Source organism: Streptococcus caprae (genome assembly GCF_042649745.1).
Taxonomy (GTDB): Bacteria; Bacillota; Bacilli; order Lactobacillales; family Streptococcaceae; genus Streptococcus; species Streptococcus caprae.
In genome coordinates, this window is the sequence record NZ_JBHRZV010000032.1 from 18449 (window position 1) to 32502 (window position 14054).

Annotated in this window: 10 protein-coding genes and 1 pseudogene; 4 read left to right on the forward strand and 7 right to left on the reverse strand. The window is 42.8% G+C overall.

Annotated elements, in window-relative coordinates; all coding sequences use genetic code 11:
• Positions 1 to 205 precede the first annotated feature (205 nt).
• From ACFORF_RS04730 to acnA, 6 genes are all read right to left on the reverse strand, one after another.
• On the reverse strand, positions 206 to 1570 hold the full coding sequence (locus ACFORF_RS04730; RefSeq protein ID WP_380425969.1) for a polysaccharide deacetylase family protein: 1365 nt from the start codon (positions 1568 to 1570) through the stop codon (positions 206 to 208).
• A 192-nt stretch (positions 1571 to 1762) separates the two neighbouring features.
• On the reverse strand, positions 1763 to 3490 hold the full coding sequence (gene ptsP / locus ACFORF_RS04735; protein ID WP_380425971.1) for a phosphoenolpyruvate--protein phosphotransferase: 1728 nt from the start codon (positions 3488 to 3490) through the stop codon (positions 1763 to 1765).
• A 4-nt stretch (positions 3491 to 3494) separates the two neighbouring features.
• Positions 3495 to 3758 carry a phosphocarrier protein HPr gene (locus ACFORF_RS04740; protein ID WP_380425972.1) on the reverse strand — a complete coding sequence of 88 codons (264 nt, stop codon included), beginning with the start codon at positions 3756 to 3758 and terminating at the stop codon, positions 3495 to 3497.
• Between the two features lie 185 nt (positions 3759 to 3943).
• Positions 3944 to 5140, reverse strand: coding sequence for an NADP-dependent isocitrate dehydrogenase (gene icd / locus ACFORF_RS04745; RefSeq protein ID WP_380425974.1), 1197 nt, complete (start codon positions 5138 to 5140; stop codon positions 3944 to 3946).
• A gap of 1 nt (position 5141) precedes the next feature.
• Positions 5142 to 6260 carry a citrate synthase gene (locus ACFORF_RS04750; RefSeq protein WP_380425976.1) on the reverse strand — a complete coding sequence of 373 codons (1119 nt, stop codon included), beginning with the start codon at positions 6258 to 6260 and terminating at the stop codon, positions 5142 to 5144.
• A gap of 1 nt (position 6261) precedes the next feature.
• Positions 6262 to 8931, reverse strand: coding sequence for an aconitate hydratase AcnA (gene acnA, locus ACFORF_RS04755; RefSeq protein WP_380425978.1), 2670 nt, complete (start codon positions 8929 to 8931; stop codon positions 6262 to 6264).
• A 374-nt stretch (positions 8932 to 9305) separates the two neighbouring features.
• On the opposite strand from acnA, the gene nrdH reads away from it, so the two are divergent.
• The 4 genes from nrdH (at position 9306) to nrdF (ending at position 13113) form a co-directional block, all read left to right on the forward strand.
• Positions 9306 to 9530 (forward strand): glutaredoxin-like protein NrdH, encoded by a 225-nt coding sequence (gene nrdH, locus ACFORF_RS04760; protein ID WP_380425980.1) that lies wholly within the window; start codon positions 9306 to 9308, stop codon positions 9528 to 9530.
• Positions 9530 to 9892, forward strand: a complete 363-nt coding sequence (gene nrdI / locus ACFORF_RS04765; RefSeq protein WP_380425982.1) for a class Ib ribonucleoside-diphosphate reductase assembly flavoprotein NrdI — start codon at positions 9530 to 9532, stop codon at positions 9890 to 9892. The genes nrdH and nrdI overlap by 1 nt, the downstream gene beginning before the upstream one ends.
• Positions 9882 to 12041, forward strand: a complete 2160-nt coding sequence (gene nrdE, locus ACFORF_RS04770; protein WP_380425984.1) for a class 1b ribonucleoside-diphosphate reductase subunit alpha — start codon at positions 9882 to 9884, stop codon at positions 12039 to 12041. Before nrdI ends, nrdE begins: the two co-directional genes overlap by 11 nt.
• 112 nt (positions 12042 to 12153) lie before the next feature.
• Positions 12154 to 13113, forward strand: a complete 960-nt coding sequence (nrdF, locus tag ACFORF_RS04775) for a class 1b ribonucleoside-diphosphate reductase subunit beta (protein ID WP_380425986.1) — start codon at positions 12154 to 12156, stop codon at positions 13111 to 13113.
• Positions 13114 to 13160: 47 nt separating this feature from the next.
• Here the strand turns inward: nrdF and ACFORF_RS04780 are convergent.
• Positions 13161 to 14054, reverse strand: a pseudogene (locus tag ACFORF_RS04780) (ISL3 family transposase); the annotation flags it as partial.

Sequence of the window (14054 nt, forward strand, 5' to 3'; positions counted from 1 at the left end):
ACTCAAACAAGAGACTCGTGGAAGTTTTTTTAGTGACCCTAAAATTGTTCAAATGGAACACTCAAATCTGCTTGTAAAAGGATTCTCTGTTTATTATACAAGATACTTATCCTCCAAGACTTGGAATTTACCAGTTGCTCATCTACCTAATAAGAATAGACCTTAAAAAGACCTCAGAATTTTTCTGAAGTCTCCTTATTTTTGATTAATAGCCATACAATTCACTTACTGTAACAAATTCATAACCTTCACTTTGAAGGTATAGAATCACAGATTCAACCGCATTGGCAGTCTCCTGATGAATATCGTGCATAAGAATTACACCATTAGGCCGAGCATAAGTTTTTACATTTGCTAAGATTTGAGCCGGATTATGATTTTCCCAGTCGCGTGTATCAACTGTCCATAGAACCTCAGGAAGCCCGCTAGCCGCAGCAACTGTTGCGTTCGTAGCACCATAAGGTGGCCGAATTGTTTTTGGTGCTTGACCACTGGCAGCTTGAATAGCCTGATTAGTCATGTTCACCTCATCTTGAATATCAGCTTGGGTCAATTGCGTTAAAATTGGATGACTCCAAGTATGGTTTCCTATTTCATGCCCATCACTCACTTCTCGCTTGATAATAGCTTCATTACCGGTCACTTTCGAGCCAATGACAAAAAAGGTAGCCTTCACATTATATTTTGCAAGTACATCTAAAATTTGAGTTGTCGTTGTTGGGTTAGGACCATCATCAAAGGTTAGTGCGATTCTTTTAGGACCTTCTGCAAGTCGTTCTTTGACCAGATAATCTTGATAAGCTATTAAATCATCACCTTTAAGATAGGTTTCATTAATAATTGGAAAGAGCTCAGAGATAGCAAACTGAACTTGACTTACTGCTCCAATATTAGAGGGGAGAATAATGGTAAGATTAGCGTTCTCGTAAGTGTACTTGAGTTGATTGATATCCATCTGACTCAGACGTTGAATTTGATATTCTGCATCTTCCGGATAAAAATCTTGGACTGAAAGCTCTTTCTGAGTCCTTGTTAAAAGAAGTTCCTTAAATTGTTCCTGATCTACAAATAAATCTGACAAGTTGAAAATTTGTCCATCTACTTTTAAATCATAAGATTGAAAAACTTCACTTGCTGTTTGGACAAACTCTTTATCATTATCTTCATAGGTTCTAGCTTCTAATTCATAGTGTTTAACCCCTTCAAAGCTAGTATCTGAGACCGTACTGTCTACATAAACGGCATGTGTTACAGATGCAACATTTAAAGATTTTCCATACTTCTCTTCAACATAAGTATTCATGCGTTCTTCAATTAAGGGAATTGGCTTCGACTGAGTACCAATGGGATAAGCTAAGGAAACATAAGTATGATCAATAGTACCTGAGCGTCGTTCATTTGACCCTTTACTATTAGAAAGAGATTTTTCTGATGCAGATACCTTGTCTAAACGCTCTTGTCTAGCATCATTAACTAACTTTTCTTGCCAGAGATTCCAGCCCCAATATCCTGCCTCGAACAATAGCAACAGGTTTACTCCGAGAAGAATCTTCCAAATATGTTTTTTCACAAAAAATCTCCTTTTTCTATACTTTTAGATAATAATACTTTTGAGGAAGTTCGTCAAGTTTATCTAGGAATTCTCTATTCAAAAATCCAATAAAACAGGCTTATTAATTCGATAAAAGGGTATGGTTTGAAAAAGTAAAATTTCCATAACAAAACCCTCAAACTAGAAAGTCCGAGGGTTCATTCATTCAGATTAGTTAACGTATTCTTTAGAAAGTTCAAGAACTTCTTCAGCTGTTGAACATTCTGTCAGAGCACGGTGTGCGTATTCTTCCATCTTGGCAGAGTCAAGAGTTTTCATAAGGCTACGTGTACGGAGTACAGAGGTTGCTGACATAGAGAACTCATCGAGACCCATACCGACAAGGAGTGGTACAGCTTGTTGGTCACCAGCCATTTCACCACACATACCAGCCCATTTGCCTTCAGCGTGTGCTGCTTTGATAACGTTATTAATCAAACGAAGGATAGATGGGTTATATGGTTGGTAGAGATAAGAAACTTGCTCGTTCATACGGTCTGCCGCCATGGTGTATTGGATTAAGTCATTTGTACCGATTGAGAAGAAGTCGACTTCCTTCGCAAATTGGTCAGCAAGCATCGCTGCAGCAGGGATTTCAATCATGATACCTACTTGGATATCATCTGAAACAGCTACACCTTCTGCCAATAAGTTTGCCTTTTCTTCGTCGAAAACTTTCTTCGCTGCACGGAATTCTTTCAACAAAGCAACCATTGGGAACATGATACGTAATTGACCATGTACCGATGCACGGAGAAGCGCACGAATTTGCGTACGGAACATAGCATCCCCTGTCTCAGAGATAGAGATACGAAGAGCACGGAAACCAAGGAATGGGTTCATTTCGTGTGGAAGATCAAAGTAAGGGAGTTCCTTATCTCCACCAATATCCATTGTACGAACCACGACTGGTTTACCGTTCATGCCTTCAAGAACTGCCTTATAAGCTTCGTATTGCTCATCTTCTGTTGGGAAATCTTGAGAATCCATGTAGAGGAACTCCGTACGGTAAAGACCAACTGCTTCAGCACCGTTGTTGTTGACACCTTCAACGTCTTTTGGTGTACCAATATTTGCTGCTAACTCAAAATGTTTGCCATCAGCAGTTACAGTTTGAGCATTTTTGAGAAGTGCCCATTCCGCTTTTTGTGCAGCATAAGCCACACCTGCTTCAACAAAGGTATCAATTTGTTCTTGTGTTGGGTTGATAACCACTTCACCAGTAATACCATTTACCGCAAGGAGATCACCATCTTTTACAAGTTCAGTAATATTGTTTGTACCAAGAACAGCTGCAATTTCAAGGGTGCGGGCCATGATAGCTGAGTGACTTGTACGTCCACCGATGTTAGTTACAAAGGCTTTAACAAAGTTTTTGTCCAACTGAGCTGTGTCAGATGGTGTCAAGTCATGCGCAATGACAATGGACTCTTCGCTGATAGCTGCTGGGTTTGGTAATTTAACACCAAGTAAGTGAGCCAATACACGCTTAGCCACGTCGCGGATATCCGCAGCACGTTCTTGCATGTACGGGTTGTCTTCCATACCTTCGAAAATCATGATAAACATATCTGTCACTTCAGTCAGACCTGTTTCAGCATTGGTTTTCTTAGCACGGATAGTTTCTTTGATTTGACCAATCATTTCTGGGTCAGAAAGAACCATCAAGTGAGCATCAAAAACTGCCGCTGCTTCTTCACCAAGGCTATCTACTGCTTTTTCCCGAATGAGAGAAAGCTCGTTCTGTGAAGCTTCTAGAGCTGCATCCAAACGAGCTTCTTCTGCATTTGTATCTTCAACTGTAATCGTGTCGAATGACAAATCGGGTTGGACCAGTAGATATGCTTTAGCAACAGCAACACCATCAGATGCAGCGATTCCTTTAAGCATCTCTGTCATAGTCTTATGCCAATCCTTCTTTAGTCATAGTATCTTCGATAGCTGCGATTGCTTCGTCAGCATCTGCACCTTCAGCTGAGATTGTCACATCAGCACCTTGGCCTACACCAAGACTCATAACACCCATGATTGACTTAAGGTTAACTGCTTTACCTTTGTAGTCAAGAGTGATGTCTGAAGCGAATTTACTTGCAGTTTGAACAAGCAAAGTAGCTGGACGTGCGTGAATACCTGTTTCAGCAACGATGTGGAAATCTTTTGAAGCCATATTATGGTTCTCCTTTTAATAATGTTTTTCAGGTGTTATGATGATAACCCTTACAATACTGAATTATATCACAAGCTCTTTTGTTTTTCAAGATTAAAAATAAGATTATCCCAAAAACTTGAAATTATGGTTTGAAATTTTCATGATTTTACAATTGTTTTTCGTTCAATATAGTTTTAGAAAAACTAACCTGCTAGACGCATTTTTTTAAGCAAGCATTCTGTAAAGTCACTCGTAGAAAGTCCAACCTTCTCAGGTATGAGACTGGCAAAATCAGCTGTCACTTGACCTGCTGAAATGGTCTCCTCAATCGCCTCAGTAATCAACTCTGAGACTTCCTTCCAACCAATATAGTCAAAAAGCATACATCCCGACAAAAGAACCGAGCATGGATTAGCTAGATTTTTATCAGCAATATCAGGAGCTGTTCCATGAGTAGCTTCAAAGACAGCATGGCCAGTCTGGTAATTGATATTGGCGCCAGGCGCAATTCCAATCCCTCCGACTTGAGCTGCCAAGGCATCGCTGGCATAATCACCGTTCAAGTTGGTAAGAGCCACTACCTCAAACTGTTCTGGTTTAAGAAGGATTTGCTGGAGAAAATTATCTGCAATGATATCGTTGATTTCAAGTTTTCCATCAGCCATAGCATCCGCATATTCTTCTTGAGCCAATTCATAGCCCCATTTTTTAAAGCCACCTTCGGTAAACTTTTGGATGTTGCCTTTATGAACCATGGTCACTTTTGTCAGGCCTTTCTCTAGAGCATAATCAATAGCAGAGCGGATAAGTCGCTTACTCCCCTCACTGGAAATTGGTTTGATCCCGATAGCGCTGGACTGAGGAAAACGGACCTTGGTCACTCCCATCTGTTCCGTCAAAAAATCCAAGACCTGCTGAACCTCAGCACTGCCGGCCTCCCATTCAATACCGGCATAGATATCTTCTGTATTCTCACGGAAGATGGTCATATTCGTCTTTTCAGGTTCCTTGAGAGGGCTTGGAACTCCCTTGAAATAGCGAACAGGACGGACACAGGCATAAAGGTCCAAGGTCTGACGCAGAGCAACATTGAGGGAGCGAATCCCACCACCAACTGGAGTTTCAAGTGGTCCCTTAATGGTTACGAGGCTGTCCTTGATTGTTTCAACAGTCTCGTCTGGAAGCCAAGCCCCAGTCTCCTCAAAGGCCTTTTTCCCAGCCAATACTTCCTGCCAGGCAACCTGACGTTCCCCGCCGTAGACAAGATTTATCGCCTGGTCGAAAACCTTCTGGGCATTTTTCCAGATATCTCGGCCAATTCCATCACCTTCTATATAAGGGATAATTGGGTTGTTTGACACCAGTAATTGTCCATTGACACATGTAATCCGTTCTGCCATCCTATCTCCTTCCAATTTCCAAATAGGTTAAGTTCTGAGGTCCCTTATAATCAGACCGTGGACGAATAAGTTTATTCTTGTTTTGTTGCTCACGGATATGGGCTAGCCAACCGGACACCCGACTCATAGCAAATATCAAGGTAAAGATATCGCTATCGATTCCCAGCATGTGATAAACAGTCGCTGAGTAAAAATCGACATTGGGAATCAAGCCCTTTGTCTCTTTCATAAAGACTTCAACTTCGCGAGACAAGCGATAAAGGTCCTCATCAGGGGTATCTCGAGTGAGTTGTTTGGCCATTTCTCGGAGGTACTTTTCACGAGGATCCTGGGTTTGGTAGACGCGGTGGCCAAAACCCATGATTTTTTCTTGAGAATCTAATTTTTCCTTCAAATAAGAGGTCGCATCTCCCTGCTGACGAATATCCATGAGCATATCATAGACCCGCTCATTAGCTCCGCCATGGAGAGGTCCTTTAAGCGTCCCAATTGCAGTTGTAATGCAGGAATAGATATCCGTTAAGGTTGAGGCGCAGACCCGAGCAGCAAAGGTTGAGGCATTGAGCTCATGATCCGCATGAAGAATCAAGGCTCGATTAAAGGCACGAACCTCCAGTTCAGTCGGTTCCTTGGCTGTCAACATATAAAGGAAGTTAGCCGCAAAGCCCAAGTCCCGACGTGGTTCAATCGGCACCTGTCCTGTTCTTAAACGTGCAAAAGCTGCAATGATCGTCGGAATCTTAGCCATAATCTGCAAGGACTGCTCATAGCGACTTTCAATCGTGTCGCCTTCTGCATCCAAATTGTAAACCCCAAGAAGACTAACTGTTGAGCGTAAAACACTCATGGGATGTAGGTGCTTACGGGATTGAATGAGAATACATTGCTCCACTGCATCGCTAATTGCATAACGACTTCTCAGATCAGCTTCAAAATGCTTGAGTTCCATCTGCGTTGGCAAATGTCCATGCCAAAGCAGGTAGATAACCTCCTCAAAATTGGCATTATGCTCCATAAACTCTGAGATATCATAGCCTGCATAGGCCAGTTGGTCCTCGACAATCGAACTAATTCGTGTTTCGCAGGCAATCATATCTTTTAAACCATTGGTTCCAGACATCTTAGGCTCCTTTCAACTTCTTGCGGACCACCATAGGCAGGATGCCGCCATTTTTATAGTAGCGAATATCTGCATCCGCATCAAAACGCACTAGAGCATGGAAGGTTTTTTCACCCGTTTCATCGACTGCATGTACGGTCACAATATCATTAACACCAGGAGTTTTTGAAAGATCAACTGAGAAGGTCTCGTAACCTGTCAAGCCCAACCTATCCGCTGTATCTCCCTCTAAAAATTGTAGAGGCAGAATCCCCATCATCACCAAATTAGAGCGGTGAATCCGTTCAAAACTTTCTGCCAAGACTACCTTGACACCTAGGAGATTAGCTCCCTTGGCTGCCCAGTCACGACTGGAGCCCATGCCGTAATCCTTACCTGCAATGACAATCGTTCCAACATTTTGCTTTTGATAATCCATGGCAGCATCATAGATGGTCGTCAGCTGACCATCAAGTTTTGTAAAGCCACCGACTTGGCCATCCGCCAACTCATTTTTAATACGGATATTAGCAAAGGTTCCACGCATCATCACTTCGTGATTACCACGACGACTACCATAAGAGTTGAAGTCCATGTAATCAACACCATTATCTTCCAGGTATTTAGCAGCTGGACTCTTGCGGGCAATATTCCCAGCTGGAGAAATATGGTCTGTCGTCACCGTGTCACCAAATTTGGCCAGGACCTTGAGATCGCTGAGCGGACCAACTGTAACACCTTGAGCTAAACTGTCAAAGTAGGGCGGATTTTGGATGTAAGTTGAACGTGCATTCCAGTTATAAATCTTACTCTCCTCTGTTGGAATTTGATTCCATTTATCACTGTCTGTGAAAACATGCTCATATTCTTTTTCAAAGAGTTCTCGTGTCACATAAGTATTGACATAATCGGCCACCTCTTCTGGGGAAGGCATAATATCATCAAGATAAACAGGTTGACCTGCCTTGTCGTAACCCAGAGGCTCTGTCGTCAAATCAATGTTCGTATTGCCTGCCAGTGCATAAGCCACAACCAGGGGAGGACTTGCCAGGAAATTGGCCTTAACCAAGGGATTAATCCGGCCTTCAAAGTTGCGGTTCCCAGATAAAACAGCTGAAACGAGAAGGTCTGAGTCACTGATAGCTTTAGCTACCTCCATGGTTAAATTTCCAGAGTTTCCGATACAAGTCGTACAGCCATAGCCAACCAAATTAAAGCCGAGTTTATCCAGATAAGGTTGCAAGCCTGCATTTCTGAGATAGCCCGTTACAACCTTGGAGCCAGGAGCCAGCGAAGTCTTCACCGTCGGCGCAACACTTAGCCCTCGCTCGACAGCATTTTTAGCTAAGAGCCCTGCAGACATAAGAACATAAGGATTAGAGGTATTGGTACAAGAGGTGATGGCTGCAATGGCAACGTGACCAGTCTTGATTTCCACATCCTTATCTTTATAATGGACCATGGCAGTGCGATTGATTTCTTGTTCTGATAAGCCAAAGCCTCGCACACCCGCTTCACGGACTAGGCTGGCTTGAAATTCTTCCTTTGCCTCCGACAAATCAATCAAATCCTGTGGACGTTTAGGACCGGAGATAGACGGACGGATGCTTGCCAAATCAATTTCGACAACCTTAGTATAGGTAGGAGTTACTTCATTGTCATAGAATAAATGATTGGCCTTAGCATAGGCTTCTGTAAGAGCAATGTGCTCGGGAGAGCGGTTGGTCAAGGCCATATAATTGAGCGTTTCTTGGTCGATAGGGAAATAACCGCAAGTCGCCCCATACTCTGGTGCCATATTAGCAATAGTCGCCCGATCTGCCAACGACAAGGACCCAAGGCCTTCTCCAAAATACTCCACAAATTTTCCAACCACATTTTCCTGGCGGAGAACTTGAGTCACTTTCAGAGCTAAGTCTGTCGCGGTCGAGATTTTAGGGAGTTTACCCGTAAACTTCACCCCAATAACATCAGGCACTGGAAAGTAGGAAGCTTCACCAAGCATTGCAGCCTCTGCCTCGATACCACCAACACCCCAGCCAAGCACACCAATGCCATTAATCATGGTCGTATGGCTATCGGTTCCAAACATGGAATCTGGATAAAGCAGGCCATCTTTTTCAATGATAACATCACTCAGAAATTCAATGTTGACCTGGTGAATGATCCCTGTCGCAGGAGGAACTGCTCGATAATTATCGAAGGATTGCTCTGCCCATTTCAAGAATTCATAGCGTTCATTGTTCCGTTGAAACTCCAAGTCAATATTATCTTCAAGAGCGGTAGTCGTTCCGAAGAAATCCACCTGAACCGAGTGGTCAATAACCAAATCAACTGGAATTTCAGGGTTAATGAGGTCTGGACTACCACCATTGGCGACGATTGCATCCCGCATAGAGGCCAAATCCACTACTACTGGTACTCCCGTAAAGTCCTGCAAAATAACACGACTGGGCTTAAAAGGAACCTCGCCCTTTTCAGGAGAAAGGTAATGTATAAGATTTCTGACATGATTATCTGTGATATCAACCCCATCCATCTTACGAGCCAAACTCTCTAGTAAGATACGGATACTGTAAGGAATAGTTTTTAATTCTCCTCCATAGCTACCCACGACCTTAGCAATGTCAAAGTAAGAGAAAACCTTACTTTTACCTGATAACGATAACTTTGATAAAAATTCACTTCCCATGGTAGACCTCCAAACACACTTTTGCCTATTATACGCTTTCAATAATAGTCCGTCAACTATTTATGTCAGATATCCTTACATAATATGGAAATATTTTTCTTTTCTGAATCTTTAAATATTTAGACTTCGACTTGAGTAAATAAAAATTTCAAATGAATATTTTGAATAGGAAGCTAAGTGAAACAACACTGAAAACTTGATTTAGCAAGCATTTTTTAATTTGTATAAAATGTAAATATCCACCATATATTGTGTTCATCTAGTTTTTCAAAAACTATATCTAGTATTTTTTTGAATTTTAGGGTATACTAGATGGGTATCTCTCTGAAACGAAGTTTCAGGGTTCATTTTATGATGATTTAGGAGAAAATAAGATGGCATCTATTACCATTTTTTCAAAAAATAATTGCATGCAGTGCAAGATGACCAAGAAATTCTTGGACCAGCACGGTGCTGACTACGTTGAAGTAAATATCGACGAACAACCAGAAAAAGTAGACTACGTTAAAAGCCTTGGCTTTGCTGCTGCACCCGTTATTCAATCTGGTGATGTGGTCTTTTCAGGTTTCCAGCCAGCGAAACTAAAAGAACTCCTTTAATGAAGTTAGTTTATACTTCTATAACTGGCCAGTCCCATCGCTTCGTCAAAAAATTAGATTGGCTTGATAAGGCCATTCGATTAGGACCACAAGGTGACGAGCCAAACCTAACAGAGGACTTTCTCCTCTTGGTTCCAACCTATGAGTCAGGCTTGGAGTATGTCGATGATTTTTTAGAAGACCATCTCAACTACTGCAAGGGCATCTTGGGTTCAGGCAATCGCAACTTTGGTCCTGATTTTTGCCATACGGCTAAGCGACTCTCCAAGACCTATGGTCTTCCGCTCCTTCATACCTTTGAATATAGCGGAGCACCACACGATATTGATTATGTAAAAGGAATTTTAGCTCATGAGTCTTAAAGAACTTGGCGATGTATCCTACTTCCGCCTCAACAACGAAATCAACCGTCCTGTCCATGGACAAATCCCACTGCATAAGGACAAGGAAGCCCTCAAGGCCTTCTTCAAGGAAAATGTTAAACCAAACTTGCGTCAATTTGACAGCATCACAGATAAAATTAACTATTTAATTGAAGAAGACTACATCGAAGAAGCCTTCATCCGCAAGTACCAGCCTGAGTTTATCGAAAAACTTTCTGCTAAGCTGCATGCCGTAGACTTCCGCTTCAAGTCCTTCATGGCAGCCTACAAATTTCATCAACAGTATGCGCTCAAATCCAATGACGGTACAGAATACCTAGAAGATATCGAAGACCGTGTCATGTTCAACGCCCTCTATTTTGCGGATGGCAATGAGCAATTGGCTGAAGATCTAGCTGAGGAGATGATCAATCAGCGTTATCAACCAGCTACCCCTTCCTTCCTCAACGCAGGACGTAGCCGTCGCGGAGAATTCGTCTCTTGTTTTCTCATTTCAGTAACCGATGACATGAATGCGATTGGACGCTCCATCAACTCTGCTCTGCAATTGTCCCGTATCGGTGGAGGGGTTGGGATTTCTCTATCTAACCTCCGTGAAGCTGGCGCTCCTATCAAGGGATTTGACGGGGCTGCCTCTGGGGTTGTCCCTGTTATGAAACTCTTTGAAGATTCCTTCTCCTACTCCAACCAACTTGGACAACGCCAAGGTGCTGGAGCAGTTTATCTGGATATCTTCCACCCGGATATCTTGGCTTTCCTTTCAACGAAGAAGGAAAACGCAGATGAGAAGGTCCGTGTTAAAACACTATCCTTGGGAATCACGGTTCCAGATAAGTTCTACGAATTGGCCCGTAAAAATGAGGACATGTACCTCTTTAGTCCCTACTCAATCGAGCGTGAATATGGCGTGCCATACAGCTACTTCGACATAACGGCTCGCTACGATGAACTCGTTGCCAATCCAAACATCCGCAAGACCAAGGTCAAAGCGCGTGACTTGGAAACAGAAATTTCTAAACTCCAACAAGAGTCGGGCTACCCTTACATCATCAACGTGGATACTGCCAACCGTTCCAACCCTATCGATGGTAAGATTATCATGTCTAACCTCTGTTCTGAGGTCCTCCAGATTCAAAAACCAAGTATCATCAACGACGGTCAAGAATACTTGACCATGGGAACTGATATCTCATGTAACCTTGGATCAACAAATATTGTTAACTTGATGAAATCGCCAGATTTCGGTAAATCTATCAAGGCCATGACACGCGCTTTAACTTTTGTTACGGATACCTCAAACATTACAGCTGTGCCCTCTATTAAAAATGGTAACGACCAAGGTCATACCATTGGTTTGGGAGCTATGGGGCTCCATTCCTACTTGGCGCAACACCATATCCAATATGGTAGCCCTGAATCAATTGAGTTTACAGACATCTACTTCATGCTCATGAACTACTGGACCCTAGTTGAGTCTAACAACATCGCTCGTGAGCGTGGGGTTACCTTCCACAACTTTGAAAACTCTAAGTATGCGGATGGCACTTACTTTGACAAATATGTCACTGGAAAATATGTTCCAAAATCCGACCGTGTCAAAGAACTCTTTGATGGTCACTTCATCCCTCAAGCCAAGGATTGGGAAGCCCTCCGTGATGCAGTCATGGCAGACGGCCTCTACCACCAAAACCGCCTGGCTGTAGCACCTAACGGTTCTATCTCTTACATCAACGACGTGTCAGCTTCTATCCACCCGATTACCCAACGGATTGAAGAACGTCAAGAAAAGAAAATCGGTAAAATCTACTACCCTGCAGCTGGTTTGTCAACGGACACTATTCCTTACTACACTTCTGCCTACGATATGGACATGCGTAAGGTTATTGATGTCTATGCTGCTGCGACTGAGCACGTGGACCAAGGTTTGTCTATGACTCTCTTCCTCCGTAGTGAAATGCCAGCAGGCCTCTACGAATGGAAAACAGAGAGCAAACAAACGACACGTGACCTCTCAATCCTACGTAACTACGCCTTTAACAAGGGTGTTAAGTCCATCTACTACGTTCGTACCTTTACGGATGATGGAGATGAAGTCGGTGCTAACCAGTGTGAAAGCTGTGTGATCTAAGACCTTCATTAGTATTAACGTATGCCAACTCCAGCATACGTTTTTCTCAAAGCCTCTTTCAGGCTCTGCTATTTTTGCTAGAATAGAACCAGCAAGATAAAAAGGAAATTTTATGACTACATACTACAACGCCATTAACTGGAACGAAATCGAAGATGCAGTTGATAAGTCAACCTGGGAAAAGTTAACCGAGCAATTCTGGTTGGACACCCGTATCCCCCTTTCAAATGACTTGGATGACTGGCGCAAACTGACTGCTGAAGAAAAGGACTTGGTTGGTAAAGTCTTTGGAGGTCTAACCCTCCTTGATACCATGCAGTCTGAGTCTGGTATCGAAGCCCTTCGTAAGGATATCCGAACACCACATGAGGAAGCCGTCCTCAACAATATCCAATTCATGGAATCTGTCCACGCTAAGTCTTATTCTTCTATCTTTTCGACCCTCAACACCAAGTCTGAAATCGAAGAAATTTTCGAGTGGACCAATACTAACGAATACCTCCAAAGAAAAGCACAGATTATCAACGATATCTACCTCAACGGCTCTGCCCTTGAGAAAAAAGTTGCATCAACTTATCTGGAAACCTTCCTCTTCTACTCTGGTTTCTTCACACCACTCTACTACCTTGGTAACAATAAGTTGGCCAATGTGGCTGAAATCATTAAACTTATTATCCGTGATGAATCCGTCCATGGTACTTACATTGGTTACAAGTTCCAACTTGGTTTCAATGAATTATCTGACGAAGAGCAAGACACCTTCCGCGACTGGATGTACGACCTTCTCTACCAACTCTATGAAAACGAAGAGAACTACACACGTTCCCTCTATGATGGCATCGGTTGGACTGAGGAAGTCATGACCTTCCTTCGCTACAATGCTAACAAGGCCCTCATGAATTTGGGACAAGATCCACTTTTTCCGGATACTGCCAACGATGTTAACCCTATCGTCATGAACGGGATTTCTACAGGAACTTCCAACCATGACTTTTTCTCTCAAGTTGGTAATGGTTACCTACTAGGAACCGTTGAAGCCATGCAGGATGATGACTACACCATTGGTTTATAAGAACCTTAACAAAAAGGCTCTTTGTCAACTGTAGTGGGTTGCCCTATTTAACACCGAGAGAGGACAGGACTTGTCTTCTCTCGTTTTATGTTTATGGCAATGAAAATACGAGTTTTGAAGTTTTCAAAGTTTCTGAAACCAAAGGCATTTCGCTTAATGACCTTGATGATATTGTTTGTCGCTTCGAGTTTAGCGTTGGAGTAAGGCAGTGCCAAGGCATTGACAATCTTATCCTTGTCTTTCAAGAATGTCTTGAACACCGTCTGAAAGATAGGATTTACGCTATCAAGTGTTTCTTGGATAAGCTCAAAAAACTGGTCAGCTTGCTTTTCTTGGAAATGGAAAAGTAGGAGCTGATAAATCTCGTAGTGCTCTTTCAGTTCTTGGGAATAGCTGAGCAGCTTAGTGACAACCTCCTGGTTAGTCAAGTGCATGCGAAAAGTTGGGCGATAGAAGCGTTTATCGCTAAGTTTTCGACTGTCTTGTTGTATCAAGACCAGTAGCGCTTGAGGGCCCTGTATTCGTGAGATTTTCGGTCAAACTGGTTCATTACTTGGACACGCAGTCGGTTCATGGCCCGGCTCATGTGCTGAACGATGTGGAAACGATCAAGGACTATTTTAGCAGATGGAAATAGTTTCTTAGCGATGTCGTAGTATGGGCTGAACATGTCCATGGTGATGATTTTAACACGATTTCTGACGCTTCTCGGATAGCGCAGAAAGAGGTTGCGGATGGTTGCTTGTGTCCGTCCATCCAGAATAGCGACGACCTTGAGTGAGTCAAAATCCTGCGCGATGAAGCTCATTTTGCCTTTCTTGAAGGAGTATTCGTCCCAGGACATATTCTCAGGTAGCCAGTTCAAGTCTGTCTTGAACTGGAACTCCTTTAACTTTCGGATGACGGTTGAGGTTGACACCGCTAGATTCTCTGCAATGGTT